Annotated in this window: 11 protein-coding genes; 2 read left to right on the forward strand and 9 right to left on the reverse strand. The window is 75.0% G+C overall.

The genetic code is table 11. The annotated features are described in order from the left end of the window. Positions 1 to 3: 3 nt before the first annotated feature. From FJK98_RS19415 to FJK98_RS19450, 8 genes are all read right to left on the reverse strand, one after another. Positions 4 to 1,212 (reverse strand): LLM class flavin-dependent oxidoreductase, encoded by a 1,209-nt coding sequence (locus FJK98_RS19415; protein WP_145920284.1) that lies wholly within the window; start codon positions 1,210 to 1,212, stop codon positions 4 to 6. Between the two features lie 16 nt (positions 1,213 to 1,228). After that, positions 1,229 to 2,863, reverse strand: a complete 1,635-nt coding sequence (locus FJK98_RS19420) for an ABC transporter ATP-binding protein (RefSeq protein WP_145920285.1) — start codon at positions 2,861 to 2,863, stop codon at positions 1,229 to 1,231. Next, positions 2,863 to 3,753 carry an ABC transporter permease gene (locus tag FJK98_RS19425; RefSeq protein ID WP_145920286.1) on the reverse strand — a complete coding sequence of 297 codons (891 nt, stop codon included), beginning with the start codon at positions 3,751 to 3,753 and terminating at the stop codon, positions 2,863 to 2,865. Before FJK98_RS19425 ends, FJK98_RS19420 begins: the two co-directional genes overlap by 1 nt. Positions 3,754 to 3,755: 2 nt before the next feature. After that, positions 3,756 to 4,685: an ABC transporter permease gene (locus FJK98_RS19430; protein ID WP_145920287.1), complete on the reverse strand. Its 930-nt coding sequence runs from the start codon at positions 4,683 to 4,685 to the stop codon at positions 3,756 to 3,758. Then, positions 4,682 to 6,316: an ABC transporter substrate-binding protein gene (locus FJK98_RS19435; protein WP_145920288.1), complete on the reverse strand. Its 1,635-nt coding sequence runs from the start codon at positions 6,314 to 6,316 to the stop codon at positions 4,682 to 4,684. Before FJK98_RS19435 ends, FJK98_RS19430 begins: the two co-directional genes overlap by 4 nt. Before the next feature lie 372 nt (positions 6,317 to 6,688). After that, complete coding sequence (locus tag FJK98_RS19440; RefSeq protein WP_145920289.1) at positions 6,689 to 7,228, reverse strand: flavin reductase family protein; 540 nt, start codon at positions 7,226 to 7,228, stop codon at positions 6,689 to 6,691. Between the two features lie 331 nt (positions 7,229 to 7,559). Further along, positions 7,560 to 10,637 (reverse strand): VWD domain-containing protein, encoded by a 3,078-nt coding sequence (locus tag FJK98_RS19445; protein WP_145920290.1) that lies wholly within the window; start codon positions 10,635 to 10,637, stop codon positions 7,560 to 7,562. 108 nt (positions 10,638 to 10,745) lie between these two features. Next, positions 10,746 to 11,576, reverse strand: a complete 831-nt coding sequence (locus tag FJK98_RS19450) for an alpha/beta fold hydrolase (RefSeq protein WP_145920291.1) — start codon at positions 11,574 to 11,576, stop codon at positions 10,746 to 10,748. A gap of 74 nt (positions 11,577 to 11,650) precedes the next feature. On the opposite strand from FJK98_RS19450, the gene FJK98_RS19455 reads away from it, so the two are divergent. Continuing rightward, complete coding sequence (locus FJK98_RS19455) at positions 11,651 to 12,688, forward strand: sigma-70 family RNA polymerase sigma factor (protein ID WP_145920292.1); 1,038 nt, start codon at positions 11,651 to 11,653, stop codon at positions 12,686 to 12,688. Positions 12,689 to 12,735: 47 nt separating this feature from the next. On the opposite strand, the gene FJK98_RS19460 is transcribed toward FJK98_RS19455, so the two are convergent. Next, entirely contained in the window at positions 12,736 to 14,073 is a 1,338-nt protein-coding gene (locus FJK98_RS19460) for a glycoside hydrolase family 43 protein (RefSeq protein WP_145920293.1), read from the reverse strand. Between the two features lie 80 nt (positions 14,074 to 14,153). Here FJK98_RS19460 and FJK98_RS19465 point away from each other — a divergent pair, with 80 nt between their 5' ends. Then, complete coding sequence (locus FJK98_RS19465; protein ID WP_145920294.1) at positions 14,154 to 15,335, forward strand: ROK family protein; 1,182 nt, start codon at positions 14,154 to 14,156, stop codon at positions 15,333 to 15,335. Positions 15,336 to 15,428: the final 93 nt, after the last annotated feature.

Consider the following 15,428-nt stretch of genomic DNA (forward strand, 5'->3'; position numbering starts at 1 on the left):
GGGTCAGCGGGGGCCCGCGACGGCGTACCGGTTGGCCGGCCGGGGCAGGCCGAGCAGGCCGCGTAGCGTGCCACCGGGGTAGCCGGCGCGGAACAGGCCCCGGTCCCGCAGCGCGGGCACCACCGACCGGGTGATCCTGGTCAGGTCGTCGGGCAGCACGGCGGGGCGCAGCCGGAACCCGTCCACACCGGCCCGTTGCCACGCGGCGAGCAGGTCGACGAGTTGCGCGGGGCTGCCGGTGAAGGTGGCCGCGTCGGAGGTGTGCCCCGTCCCGTGCAGTTCGTCCAGCCGGTCCCGTCGCCGCCGGGCCGCCTCCGGGGTGTCGTCGACCAGCACCTCCAGGTCGGCGAGGACCCGCAGGGGCGGTCCACCCCGGCCGACGGTCTCCTCGACGGCCCGGACCTCGGTGACGACGGCTTCGGCGTGCCCGGTGTCGGTGGGGGTGACGAAGACGACGTCGGCGTGCCGGGCGGCGAACTCGTACGGCACCGTCGCGTGGGCCAGCACGGCGACCACCGGCTGCCCCTGGGGTGGCCGGGGCACGATCGACGGTCCCTTGACCGAGAACCACCGGCCGGTGAAGTCGGTGTAGTGCAGCCGGTCCCGGTCGACGAACCGCCCGGTGGAGGCGTCCCGGATCTCCGCGTCGTCCTGCCAGCTGTCCCAGAGTCGGCGGACCACCTCGACGGCGTCGGCGGCCTCGGCGAACAGGTCACCGACGAGTCGTGCCCGCTGCGGTTCGGCCGGTCGGGTCGGGTCCGGCGGGGGCAGGTCCCGGCGGCCGAAGTGCCCGGCCTCGGCGCGGCGGGCGGAGATCCGGGGTCGCCAGCCGGCCCGGCCGCCGCTGACGTGGTCGAGGGTGGCCACCGCGGTCGAGACGTGGAACGGCTCGGTGTGGGTGACGCTGGTGGTCGGGACCAGGCCGATGTGCCGGGTCAGCGGGGCGACCCGGGCGGCGACCAGCAGCGCGTCGAGCCGGCCCCGGACCTGGTCGACCCGGCCGTCCGGCCCGTCGGGCAGGGACGACTGGAGGTCCAGCGAGTCCTCGATGGTGACCAGGTCCAGGGCGGCCTGTTCGGCCTGGCCGACCAGGGCGGCCCACCAGCGGGGGAACAGCGGTGCCGCCGGGTCGGCGTGGGACAGTCGCCAGGCGGCGGGATGCCAGCCGAGGCCGTCGAGGGCGACGGCCAGGTGCAGGGTCGGATCGGGCATGGGTTCTCCTCCTCGGTCAGCCGGCGGTGACCAGCGTGGGCAGCGCGTCGAGCAGGGACCGGGTGTGGGCGTGCCGGGGGTAGCTGAAGACGTCGCCGACCGGGCCCTGCTCGACCACCGCGCCGTCGTGCAGCACCAGCACCCGGTCGGCGAGGTGGTGCACCACGCCCAGGTCGTGGGAGATGAACAGCAGGGCGGTGCCGTCGGCGGCCCGCAGGTCGGCCAGCAGGTCGAGGACCTGGGCCTGGACGGAGACGTCGAGGGCGGAGACCGGCTCGTCGCAGATGATCAGGCTGGGTCGGGGGGCGACGGCACGGGCGATGGCGACCCGTTGCCGTTGCCCGCCGGACAGCGACCGGGGGTGCCGGTCGAGCAGGTCCGGGCCGAGGCCCACCCGGCGCAGCAGGGCGACCACCCGGTCGGTGCGCTCCGGTCCCGGATCGAGGTTCTCGGCGACCAGCCGGCCGACGGTGTACCGGGGGTCGAAGGAGCCCAGCGGGTCCTGGGAGATCACCTGCAACCGGCGGCGCAGCGGGCGGCGGGTCCGCTCCGGCACCCCGGACCACCGGGTCGACTCGAAGGTGACGGTGCCGGCATCGGGGGCGAGCAGGCCGGCGACGAGCCGGGCGACCGTGCTCTTGCCGGAGCCGGACTCCCCCACCAGCCCCAGCGTCTCGCCCCGGGCCACGCTGAACGAGACGTCCCGGACGACGGTGTGCGGGCCGTAGCGTCGGGTCAGGCCGGCCGCGTCGAGCACGGTGTCGTCCGCCCGCACGGCGGGCCGCGCCGGCAGCGGGGTCCGCCCCAGCACCGGCACCGCGCAGCCGTCGCGCAACCGGGCCGGTTCGCCGAGTCGACGTCCGCGCGACGAGGCCGACGGCACCGCGGCGAGCAACTGCCGGGTGTACGGGTGCCGGGGCGCCTGCAACAGCCGGCCGGTCGGCCCCTCTTCGACGATCCGGCCGTCCCGCATCACCAGGACCCGGTCGGCCACCTGGGCGACCACCGCCAGGTCGTGACTGATCAGCAGCAGCCCGACCCCGGTGGCCCGGCGTTCGGCGAGCAGCCGCAGGATCTGCGCCTGCACGGTGACGTCCAGCGCGGTGGTCGGCTCGTCGGCGACGAGCAGGGCGGGTTCCCCGGCGATCGCGGAGGCGATCAGCGCCCGTTGCCGCAGGCCGCCGGAGAGCTGGTGCGGATACTGCCGGGCCCGCCGTCCCGGTTCGGGCACGTGCACCTGGTCGAGCAGGTGGGTGACCCGGCCGCCGCGTTCCCGTCGGCCGACGATGTCGTGCGCGGCGAGCACCTCGCCGATCTCCGCGCCGACGGTGCGTAGCGGGTCGAGGGAGACCAGGGCGTCCTGCACCACCAGCCCGGCGAGCCGGCCCCGCACCCGTCGCCAGTCCCGTGGCCGGTAGCCCCGCACGTCCCGGCCGGCGAGGTCGAGCCGGCCGGCGCGGACCCGGGCGTCGACGCCCGCCAGGCCGACCAGGGCACGGGCGGTGACGCTCTTGCCCGATCCGGACTCCCCGACGATCGCGACGCACTCGCCGGCCCCGACGGTGAAGCCGACGCCCCTCACCGCCGCCACCGGGCCGGTGGGGGTGTCGAAGGTGACGTGCAGGTCCTCGACGGCGAGCAGCGGGCCCATCAGGGACGCCGCCCGTCGAAGCGGGCCTGCCAGTGCCGGCCGACGACGGTCAGCGCGACCACCGTCGCGGTGACCGCCGCACCGGGCAGCACCGTCATCCACCAGGCCACCTGGAGGTAGTTGCGCCCCTCGGAGAGCATCGCGCCCCACTCCGGTGACGGCGGTTGCGGCCCGAGGCCGAGGAAGCTGAGCCCGGCGGCGGCCAGCACCGCCTCGCCGAGCCCGATCACGGCGAGGACCGGCACCGGGCCGACCACGTTGGGCAGCACGTGCCGCAGCACCAGTCGGGGCCGGGACAGGCCGAAGCTGACCGCCTGTTCGACGTAGCCGGCCCGGCGGACCAGCAGGGTCTGCCCGCGTACCACCCGGGCGTGGTGCGGGAGGGTGGCGATGCCGATGGCGACGACCAGGCTGGCGGTGCCGGGACCGGCGACCGTGATGAACAGCAACGCCAGCAGCAGCAGGGGGAACGCCGACAGCGCGTCGAAGGACCGGCTGAGCGCCTCGTCGGCGAACCGGTGGGTAAGCCCGGCGAGCAGCCCGAGCAGCACCCCGCCGGTGACCGCGATCGCGGTCGCGGCGAGGCCGATGGTCAGCGAGTGCCCCGCGCCGTGCACGACCCGGGTCCACACGTCCCGACCGAGTTGGTCGGTGCCGAACCAGTGTGCCGCGTCGGGTGCGGCGAGCACGGCGCGCGGGTCGGCGGCGAGCGGGTCGCCGGGGGCCGGCAGCGCCGGGAGGACCGCCGCGACGACCAGCAGGACGAGGTACGCCCCGGCGACGAGCAGGCCGGGTCGTGGCCGGGACCGGCGGCGGGCCGGGGCGGGCGGGTCGGTGGCGAGCGGGACCGCCGCGACGGCGGTGGCCGTGGGCCCCAGGGTGACGGTCATCGTCAGCTCCTTCGCAGGCGCGGGTCGACGAGCAGGTAGGTCAGGTCGGCGGCGGTGTTGACCACTACGTAGACGGCGGCGGAGAGCGTCACCACGGCCAGCACCACCGGCATGTCCTTGCTGGTCACCGCGCTCAGGGTGACCTGACCGAGGCCGGGTCGGCCGAACACCTGCTCGACGATGACCGCGCCGCCGAGCAGGATGCCGAACAGCCAGCCGGCGAGGGTGACCGCCGGCAGCAGGGCGTGCCGCAGGGCGTGGCGCAGCAGCACCGTCCGTTCCCGTGTGCCCCGGGCGCGGGCGGTCAGTACGAACGGCTCGTCCAGCGCCCGGTCCAGGCCGTCGCGGAGCACCTGGGCGAGCAGGCCGGCGATGGGCAGGGCGAGGGTGACCGCCGGCAGCACCAGGGCGGTGGGCCCCTGGTCGCCGGCGACGGGGAACAGCCCGTACCGGAAGGACAGCACGCTGAGCAGCACGATGCCGATCAGGAACGGCGGGGTGGAGACCAGCAGCAGCTCGGCTGCGGAGCTGACCCGGCGCGGCCAGCGCCGGCGACGGCCGGCGGTGCCGACCGCCGCCACCACGGCCAGCAGCACCCCGAGGCCGGCGGCGGCGACGGCGAGCGTCGCGGTGGGGGCGAGCTGCTCGCCGATGACCTCGGCGACCGGGCGTTGCAGCAGGTAGGAGCGGCCCAGGTCACCGCCGGCCAACCGCCGCAGGTAGTCGAGGTACTGCACGACCGGCGGCCGGTCCAGGCCCCACTCGGTGATGATCTGGGCCCGGATCTGCGGGGTGTCCGCGCCGTCGCCCACGATGCTGTCCACGGTGTTCCCGGGCGCGGCCAGCAGCGCCAGGTAGGCGGCGGTGGCGGCGGCCCACAACACGACGAGTCCGGCTGCGACCCGACGGGCCGCCGCCCGCAGCAGGATCATCGTGCGATCCACAGGTCGTACGCGCTGGCCGGCACCCCGGCGGTGGGCTCGAAACGTACGCCGCCGACGGCGGTGCTGGCGGCGATCTGGTCGGCCGGGGCGTAGAGCGGCAGCGCGAGCGCCTGGGTGGCCACGACCCGCTGTTGCAGCTGGGCGTAGCTGTCGGCGCGTCGGGCGGGGTCGGTGGCGGCCTGCCCGGCCTCCAGGAGCCGGTCCAGTTGCGGGTCGGCGACCCGGGTGCGGTTGATGCCGCCTCCGGAGTGCAGCAGCAGGTTCAACGCCGCCGCGGCGTCGGTGTCGGCGCGGGAGTTGTCGAAGACCTCGTACTCGTTGCGGTCGAACGCCTGCTGGGCGGTGCCCTGGTCGACCACGGAGACCTTCAGGTCGATACCGGCGTTCTGTTTCACCGCCGCCTGCACGGCCTGGGCGAGCACGTCACGGCGGTCCCGCACGTACGGGGCGGCCTGCACCAGCCGTACGGTGAGCCGCCGGCCGTCGCGGGTGCGGTAGCCGTCGGCGTCGCGGGTGGTCCAACCGGCCTGGTCGAGCAGGCGGTTCGCCGTGGCGGAGTCACCGCCGTAGCTGCCCTCCAGCCGCTTGTCGTAGAGCGGGCTGGACGGGCTGACCACGCTCCACGCCCGGGTCGCGGTGTCCCGGTAGACCGAGGCCAGCACGGTGTCGACGTCGACCGCCTCCCGGAACGCCTGCCGGACCCGCAGGTCGTCGAAGGGGGCGTGGGAGACGTTGAGGTAGTAGGCGTAGGCGGAGCCGGAGTTCAGCGCGCGGGTCAGCCGCAGGCGGGGGTTGCCGGTGATCAGCGGCTGGTCGGTGGCGGGCACGCCCTCGATGAGCTGCACCTGGTTGGCGGTGAGGGCGCCGACCCGGACGGCGGATTCCTTGAGGAACCGGTAGGTGATCTCGTCGAGGTGGGCCGGGCCGGTGTGGGTGGCGGTGGGCGGGGCCCAGTCGTAGCCGGGGTTGCGCCGGTAGTGCAGTTCCCGGCCGGGGACGTAGCGGTCGAGCACGAACGGTCCGGTGCCGACGACGTCGACGCCGCCGGCCTTGAGGTTCCTGGCTTCCCGCAGCGATCTCGGGGACACCTGGGCGCCCTGCGGGGAGGCGAGGAAGTCGAGGATGAGCACGTCGGGGGCGGTCAGGGTGAGTCGTACGGTGTGCGGGTCGACGACCTCGACGGCCTTGAGGTGGCGCAGTTGCACGGCGGCGACGGCGGGGGCGTACCCGGGTTCGCGGAGCTTGTCGAGGTTGGCCTTGACGGCGGCGGCGTCGAACGGGGTGCCGTCGGTGAACGTCACTCCGGCGCGCAGCGGGAGGGTGTAGGTCAGGCCGTCGGGTGTGGTCTGCCAGCCGGTCGCCAGCCAGGGCACCAGCGCGCCCCGCGTGTCGTAGGTGAGCAGCGACTCGAAGCTGTTCCAGACCAGCAGGCGGGCCTTGGCCTGGCTGTACTGGTGCGGGTTGAGGGTGATCGGTTCGGTCTCGACGGCCCAGGTGAGCGCGCCGCCGGGGCGGGGTTGCCCGGCGGCCTCGACGGCCGGGGCGGTGGCGGTGGCGCAGCCGGCGGCGAGGGCGAGCACGGCGGCGACGGCGAGGGTCCGCAGCGGGCGGACGGGCATGACGGATTCTCCTGTCCAGGCAGGCGATCGGGTACGCCGACACCCGGCCGGGCGTGGGGCGCGGGCCGGTGCGGTGTCGGGGAGGGTGCGGCGGTCGGCTCGGCGGTGAGCCCCACCTCGACGGGCCGATGGGGCGCGTCGGGTCCGGGTGTGGGTGCCGGGTCAGGCCAGACAGGAACTCGACCACACGCGACCGAAGTCGATGTGGCCGCGGATCGTCAGCCGCAGCTCGCTGGACATGGGTCGAGTCCACCTCCGGGGTGCCGGTGGTGTCAACGGAACGCGCGACGGATGTCGGCTATCGCACCGATGGATGCCGATCCGTTGACGCAATACCTACTAATACTATAGGGTTTGCAGGAATTGCGTCCGTCAGGCGGCGGGCCGCCGGGCCGCACCCTCCGGGCCACCGGACAGCCCGGCGTAGCGGCCCCGGTGGTAGAGCAACGGCGACCCCACGTCGGCCTGCTGGACCAGTTCCGGTTCGGCGAGCACGATCGCGTGGTCGCCCACGGGCACCCGTTCGACCACCCGGCAGAGCAGCCAGGCCAGGGTGTCGTCGAGGATCGGCACCCCCTCCGGCCCGGTCCGCCACCGGGTCGGCGCGGCGAACCGGTCGATGCCGCTGGTCGCGAAGGTACGCGCCAGGTCCTGCTGGTGGTGGGCGAGCAGGTGCACCGCCACGTGCCGGCTCCGGGCCACCGTGGGCCAGCTCGACGCCCCGAGGTTCAGGCAGAACGAGACGATCGGCGGGGCCAGCGACACCGAGGTGAACGAGGTGGCGGTGAAACCGACGGCCGGGGCGCCGGGGGCGGTGACCACCACGACGGTGCTGGCCTGGTGGCGCAGCAGCGTACGCAGGGTGTCGGCGTCGGCCTCGACCGGCGGTGGACGATGGTCGGACTCGGTCATCGGACGGCCTCCCGCACGGGGGTCGAAGGGTCACGGCGGCACGGCGGACGCCGCGCGGGCGTACGGAATCCTGCCTGCCGGCGGCGACGACGGCCGGCGCTGCGGTGCGGCGACCGCAGCCGGTCAGGCGGCGGGGGACGGCCGGGGACACCGCTGGGTGGCGACCCGCATCAGGTCGACGACCCGGCGGGAGGTGAACAGCCGGACGAGCAGCACCGGACCAGTTTCCTATCGAATCGATAGGATTTCAAGCCCCCACCCGGCGCCGGCCCCTCCCCCGCTGACCGACGGGTCAGGCGGGCCGGCCGGCACCGGACGGGCCCGGCGACCGTCACCGGCGCAGGGTGAGGGTGACCGCGCCGGTGGCCGCGCCCGACGGGTCCACCACGACGGTGTAGTCGCCGGTGGCCGGCAGGACGGTCGCGCCGATGCCACCGCTGCCGCCGACCACACAGCCGGCGGCCACCGTCGCGCCGTCGGCGTCGCGCAGGGTCAACGGGGAGCACTGGTCGGGCAGGGTGGCGTCGCCGGCCGTCACGGTCACCGACGTGCCGGCCGTGCCGGTGAACCGGTAGCTGAGCACCGCGCCGGGCCGGTCGACGGTGGCGACGACCGGCGGGCCGTCGACGGTGATCGCGCCGACCCGGTCACCGGTGACGAACAGCCGCAGCGCCACGGTACCGACGGTACGGTCCACCGGGTCCACCAGCACGGTGTACGTCCCGTCGGCGGGCAGCAGCGTGCCGTCGACCTCGCCGACGCCGCCGACGACACAGCCGCCGTCGAGCCGTCGCCCGTCCGGGTCGAGCAGTTCCAGCGGTGAACACTGGTCGGGCAGGGTGCTCTGCGGCACCTCGACGAAGACCCGCTGGCCGGCCGAACCGGTGAACCGGTACCGGGCCCGGCTGCCCGGCACGTCGAGCGTCGCGGTGACCGCCGGGGCGTCCGGTCGCAGGGTGCCGGTGCTGTCCCGGGCCGCGTAGACCCGCACGGTGGCCCGACCGGTGCCGGCGGTGGCGTCGACCACCACCGCGTACCGGCCGTCGCGGGTGAGGTCGGTGCGGTCGATGTGGCCGAGACCGCCGACGGTGCAGCCGCTGGCCACCTCCGTCCCGGTCGGGTCGAGCAGCCGCAACGGGGAGCATCCGTCGGCCAGGCCGGGCGCGCCGACGTCGACGAACACGGCGTCGCCGGCCCGGGCGGGAAAGGTCAGCGCGGCACCACCCGGGGTCAGCGACCCGGTGGCGAGCGGGGTCGCGGCGATCGGCGCGGCGGCCGGCGGCGCGACCCGCTCGGTGCCGACGCCACTGACCGCGAACTCGGGACGGCCGGTCACCCCGACGTCGAGGACACACTCGGCGAGCTGCCGGGCGTCGGTGATGCCGGCCCACCGGCACACCTGCTCGGCACGGGCCCGCCGGGCCGGGTCGAGGTCGTCGACGGTCACCGCCCGGTCCGGGAACGTCCGGTCGGTGAACGAGCCGGTGTCCTGCCCGTCGGCGTAACTGAACAGGGAGGCGTCCCCGGTGACCCGCCAACCGTCGGCGTAGGACGGGTAGAGCTGCTCGAACGGCACGGGTTGGCGCAGGGCCGCCCCGGCGGGGGCGGCGACGTCGTCGGCCGGGTCACCGTCGAAGTCGCCGAGCAGTCCGCGTACCTTCCCGGCCCGGCCCGGGGCGAGCTTCACCAGCACCCGGTAGCCGTACGGGCCGATCGGGTCGACGGCGGCGGCGGAGCCGTCGGGCCAACGCAGGTCGTAGCCGTCGGCGGCGCCGGTGTCGGAGTCGCGGCGGGTGAGCCCGGCCCCACCGGGCAGCTCCGTCCCGCCCGGCGGCACGACCCGGGCCGCGCCGTCGACGCGGACCTCGGTGCTGCCGTCGACCAGGGTGAGGGCAACCCGGTGCGCGCCGATCCCGAAGCCGACGGCGGAGTTCACCGACACCGTCCGCGAGTCACCCATCGGCGTCTGCCGGACCTGCACCGCCAACGGGTCGCCGGAGGTGGACGCGACCAGCACGAACTCGCCGACGGCCTGGAAGTCGTAGTAGTGCCGGTCGAAGGTGACCAGGTGCGGGTCACCGTTGGTGCCGCCGCAGTCGCCCCCGTCCTCGCAGAGTTTCACCGGCCCCTTGGGTGGCGGGGTCTTCTTCGTGGGCTTCTTGCACTCGTCCAGGCTCTTCGGCAGGGTCTTGCCGTCGTACTCGGTGCGCGGCGGCAGGCCCTTGGCGGCCCGGTACCGGTTCTCGGCCAGGGTCGCCTTGACCTCGGCGGTCCTGATCCCGGTGCCCCCGCACGCGCCCTGCGGCACGGCGTCGCGGGAGATGTCGTCGGAGTGGTTCAGCTCGTGGTACAGCGCCGCGCACGGGTCCCGGGCGACCCCGTCGCCGTACGGCTCGACCGAGGTCGGGTTCCAGGTCACCGTCGAGGAACCCTTGCCGTCCTTGCTGTCCGGGGTCTCGAACGAGCCCGATCCGCCGGGGGTGGGGATGATCCGCACCCGGGGGGTCTTGGCGTCCCTGAGCCGGGGCAGGATGCCCGCCGGGTCGCCGCCGGCAGCCGCGAACCCCTGGAGGCAGCCGTCGACGGCGGCCTGGAAGTCGACGCCGCTGACCGGCACCCCGGCGCTCGGGTCGACCTGGTAGTCGGCCCGGGCTGGCCGGGCGCCCCCGCCGACGACCGCCCCGACGGCGACGAGCAGCAGCGCCACGGCGGCGACCGGGCGACGGCGGGCCCGCCGCAGGAGCAGCAGTGCCAGCCCGCCGACCACGACCACCAGCAGCACCGCCCCGCCGAGCAGCCAGCGCCACCATCCCCGCCCGGCGGTGTCGCCGCCGACGGTGAAGCCGGTGGTCCGCAACGCCGTCACGCCCGTACACGGGGTGTCGAGACCGGTCACCGGCAGCGCCGTCCAACTCGCCGTCACCTGATAGCTGCCGGGTGACCCGACCGGCCAGAGGGTGTCCAACCCGCCGCCGTCCGGGGTCGCCGTCACCGACCGCAGCACCACGGCGTCGTCGCCGCCGCCGTCGTGCACCCGGACGCTGACCAGTGGCACGGTCACGCTCCGCCCCCGTGCCAGGGTGACCGTGCCGGCGGTGGCGGCGGCGCCGATGCCGTCGCCGTAGAAGCTGCGACCCAGGGCCGGGGTCAGCTCCTGCCCGTCCCGGCGGACCGAGGTCACCTGCACGGTGCCGTCGGCCACGGTGGCCAGCGTGCAGGCCGCCTGCGTCCTGTTGGTGACCGCGAGCGTCAACCGGACCGCCTCGCCCGGGGCGTACCGGGGCGTGCTGGTCCGCAGGTCCAGCCCGAGGCCCCCGGCGGGCGGCGCGGCGGAGGCCGGCACCGGCCCCGCCGCCAGCACCGCCACGAGGACGGCGCACCCGCCGACGAGTCGCACGATCAGCGTCATGCGCGGCACTCTAGGGCCGCGACGCCCACCGTCCGCGTGACTGTCGCGCATCGGTCGCCACCGCCCGACCGCCCCCGGTACGCGGACCGGACCGGCGGCGCCCCACCGTCACCCGGCGATGACCTCCCGCAGTCGGACGGCGAACCCGGCGGGGTCGTCGGCGAAGCCGATGTGCCCGCCGGGGAACATGGTGGGCGGCACGCCCAGTGCGGCGGCCAGCGCGCGGGAGCTGCGGTCGCACAGTTCCCCGGCCGACTCCTCGCCGAGGCCGACCAGCACCCGGGTCGGGCCGTCGCGCAGGGCGGTGACGTCCGGCTGGTAGCGGGTCGTGCCGCGCAGGGTGTGCAGGTACTGGTAGCGCTCGTCGGCGGCGTCCTGCGGGTCGGGTTCGCGGCCGAACATGCCCTGGACCATCTCCTCGGGCATGACGATGTTGGCGTTGGCGAGGAACTTCCGCCAGGCACCCAGCCGGTCCCCCCGCCGGTAGGTGGCGACCATGTCGTCCTCCCGGGCGAGCAGTTCGTCACGGTCGTCGAGCAGCAGCACCAGCGGCGGCTCGTGGGCGATCACGGTGTGCGCCGCCTGCGGGTGCGCCTGGGCGAGCGCCAGGACGGTGACCGCGCCACCGCTGGAGCCGAGCACCGCCGCCGGGCCCGCGTCGAGGTGGGCCAGCAGCCGGGCCAGGTCGTCGGCGCGCAGTTCGGGCGTGGAGTCCTGCTCCGGGTCGTGCAGCCGGCTGCGGCGGATGCCCCGTGGATCGGTGGTGAGCACGGTGTGGTCGGTGGCGAGCAGGTCGGCCAGCGGGGCGAACGCCCGGGCGTCCATCGGGGCGGCGACCAGCGCCACCAGGGGCCCCTGGCCGCGTACCTCGAAGTGCAGGGTCCCGTCGGGGACGGCCAGGGTGGCGGTGGTCACCGGCATGGTGGTGGAACTGCTCATGATCGGGTCCTCCGGGTCGTGACGTGCGGCTCTTACACGGTGCAGACTCCCGGCGTGGGGCAGAATCGTCGGTCGTGAGCACGATTCTTGCCGAGATCACGGCCGACGACCATGACGCGAAGCTGACCCGGGCCCGCGGTGGGGACGACGCCGCGTTCACCGCGCTGGTCGCGCCGCTGCGGCCGGAACTGCACGCGCACTGCTACCGGATGCTCGGTTCCCCGCACGACGCCGACGACGCGTTGCAGGAGGCCCTGCTGCGGGCCTGGCGGGCGCTGCCCCGGTTCGAGGGGCGCAGCTCGCTGCGGACGTGGCTCTACACCGTCGCCACCCGTACCTGCCTGGACCTGGCGACCGGGCGGGGACGGCGGGCGTTGCCGGTCGACCTGGGGCCGGCCAGCGAACACGCCGTGCCGGGCGGCGTCGCCGCCGACCACGTACGGTGGCTCGGCCCGTACCCCGACGCCGGCCTGGCCGCCGGCCCCGCCACCCCGGACGCCCGTTACGAGCAGCGGGAGGCCGTCGAGCTGGCGTTCGTCGCCGCGCTGCAACACCTGCCCGGCAACCAGCGGGCCGCGCTGCTGCTGTGCGACGTGCTCGGCTTCACCGCCGCCGAGATCGCCGCCATGACGGGCGCCACCACCGGGTCGGTCCACTCGGCGCTGGCGCGGGCCCGCCGGGTCGTCGCCGAGCGGGTGCCCGCCCGCAGCCAGCAGCAGGCGCTGCGTACCCTCGGTGACGCCCGGCTGCGGGAGGTCGCCGCCGGCTACGCCACCGCCCTGGAGAACGGCGACGCCGACGCCCTGGTCGCCCTGCTCACCGAGGACGTCACCTGGTCGATGCCGCCGCTGCCGCACTGGTACGCCGGCCGCGCCGCGGTGCTGGACTTCGCGCGGGCGATGCCGTTGGGCAGTTGCGGCAGTTGGCGGCACGTGCCGGTGGCGGCCAACGGCCAGCCGGCGGTCGCCAACTACCTGCGCGCGGGTGACACCGGCCCGCACCTGCCGTGGTCGGTCACGGTGCTGACGGTGCGCGACGGTCGGATCGCCGAGCTCGTCTCGTTCCTCGACGGCACCCTGTTTCCGACGTTCGGCCTGCCGGCCACCCGCTGACGGCCGGTGGGCGTGCCTCCCGCCCACCGGCCGACGCGCCCGGACGCTCAGGCCAGCGGCGCGGTGAGGGTGTAGGAGGCGTCCCCGGCGAAGGTGCTGCCGGCGGCGTACGGGTCGACCCGCAGCGCGTAGTCGTAGTGGCGCAGGTAGCGGCCGGGGTGGTTCCACGACTCGAAGGAGTAGCTGCCGCCCCCGGCCAGCCCGGTCCGGCTGCAGAAGGTGGCGTCCCCGGCGAAGACGGCGCTGCCGTCGTTGCCGGCGAGCCGGATGGTGAAGTCCCAGTGTCGCAGGTAGGAGCCGTTGACCGCGCGGAACGAGTAGCAGGAGGAGTTGGCGAGGCCGGGGACGATCTGGAAGGTGGCGTCCTGCCGGTCGGCCAGCGGGCTGCCGCTGCCGAGCACGTCGATGCGGGCGAGGTTGTCGCGGTGGCGGACGTACCGGTCGGGGAAGTTCGCCGAGCGCAGCGAGCGGTTGCCGGTGGGCGGGGCGGAGGTGTCCCCGACGCTCTCCCGCAGCACGGTGAAGTGGCGCACCGTGCCGGACAGCCCGGCCAGTTCGGTCTTGCCGGTGAAGCCGTACAGGTCGCTGCTGTCGGCGGAGTAGTAGCGGCCGGCGCCGTACTGGTCGAAGTAGATGCGCCACCGGTTGTCGGGCAGCCGGACCAGGGCGGGTCCTTCGAGGCCGGAGCCCCAGCCGGCCCAGTTGCCGGTGCCGACCCAGCTCCACGGGCCGGTCAGCGCGGGGGCGGTGGCGTGCTCGATGTACTTGGTGGTCTCGTTCTTCATGAAGTTGTGGTAGGTGTTGCCGACCTTGACGATGAAGCTGTCGATGTGGTTGGTGCCGATGCCGTTGAGCGCCGCCGGGGCGCTCCACGCCGACAGCGCGCTGTTCGTCGCCGTGATCCGGTAGGGCTGGAACTGCCCGGCGGTGCCGGTCTGCGAGACGGAGACGACGATGTGCACGCTGCCGTCGCTGTCGACGAACCACTCCGGGGCCCAGGTGCTGCCGTTGGCCGGTGCGACGGGGACGGTGACGTTGCGCTGGAAGGTCCAGGTCAGGTAGTCGGCGCTGCGGGCGATGCCGATGGTGTTGCCGGTCCAGCCGGTGGTATAGACGAGGTAGTAGTAGCCGTCGGTGTGCCGGATGACGCTCGGGTCGCGGACCAGCCCGGACGGCGGGGTGTAGGCGTTGGCCCGCTGGAGGGTGAACCGGGTGGCGTCGGCCGAGTCGTAGACGTACATGTTGGATTCGCTGCTGTTGGTGAACGCGGTCATCAGGTAGTGCGGGACCGGCCCGGCGGCGTTGGCCCGCGCCGGCCCGGCGACCAGCAGGCCACCGAGCACGCAGAGCACCGCCGCCAGAGCGCCGTACCGGAGACGTTCCATCGACACACCTCTCTCAATAAATCGATGGTTGTCATCCTGCACTATTGCCAACGGTTTTCGTAAGTGTTGCGATAAGCGCCATGGCCCGGACCTCCCGCGACATCCGCTCCGCCAACCGGCTCACCGTCGTCCAGCAGGTCGTCGCCGCCGGCACCACCAGCCGGCAACGCCTCGCCGTCGACACCGGGCTCAGCCTCGGCACCGTCGCCACCCTGGTCGCCGAACTCACCGACCTGGGGCTGCTCACCGAGGCCGGCCGGGAGGACTCCGGCGGCGGCCGGCCCCGCGGCCTGGTCACCGCCGACCCGCACGGCGGCCTGCTGGTCGGCGTCGACGTCGCCGAGACGTACGTGCACGTCGACCTCTTCGACACCACGCTGACCCGGCTGGCCGGCGCCGAGGAGGCGCTGCGCCCGCTGGAACGCCGCCCGCACCAGGTGGTCCGGCACATCGTCAGCGGCATCGACACCGTCCTGGCCGGCACCGGGGCCCGGGTGCTCGGCGTCGGCGTCAGCGTCCCCGGCCAGGTCGACCGGGAGGGCGGCGTGTCGGTGTTCGCGCCCAACTGGAACTGGCACGACGTACCGCTGCGGGACCTGCTCGCCGACCGCCTGCCGCTGCCGCTGCACCTGGACAACCCGCTACGGGCGGCGGTGCTCGCCGAGCTGTGGGCCGGGGCCGCCCGGGGCCGCGACGACGTCGCCGTGATCAACCTGGGCACCGGCGTCGGGGCGGGCCTCGCCTTCGGCGGCACCCTCTACCGGGGCAGCAGCAACAGCGCCGGCGAGTGGGGGCACACCACCCTGGTCCTCGACGGCCGGCTCTGCCGGTGCGGCAGCCGGGGTTGCGTCGAGGCGTACGTCGGCGCGCCCGGCATCATGCAGACGCTGCGCGACCTGGCCCCGACCAGTCCGCTGCTGCACCCCGAGGACCAGACCGCCACCCTCGACGCCCTCGCCGCCGGGCTCGCCGACGACGACCCCACCGCCACGAAGGTGGTCGCCGAGACCGCCCGCTACCTCGGCGTCGCCGTCGCCGACCTGGTCAACCTGATCAACCCGGAGGTCGTGGTGCTCAGCAGCTGGGTCGCCGACCGGCTCGGCGACCGGCTGCGCGACGAGGTCCGCGCCGTGGTCGCCCAGCACGCGCTGCGCCGCCCGCTCGCCGCCACCGGGATCGTCCGCTCCCCCGTCGCCGGCAACCCGGTCAGCCTCGGCGCGGCCACCCTCGCCCTGGAGGGCTTCCTCACGCAGGGACGGTAGCCCGCCGCATCCGCGGCGCGACGTCGACCCGGTGCGTCGATGCCGCCGCCGGTGCCGGCGGCGGCAGCTCCCCGCCGCCCCCGGCACCGACGG

The sequence above is a fragment of the Micromonospora sp. HM134 genome (assembly GCF_007833915.1).
In the GTDB taxonomy this organism is placed as follows: domain Bacteria; phylum Actinomycetota; class Actinomycetes; order Mycobacteriales; family Micromonosporaceae; genus Micromonospora; species Micromonospora wenchangensis.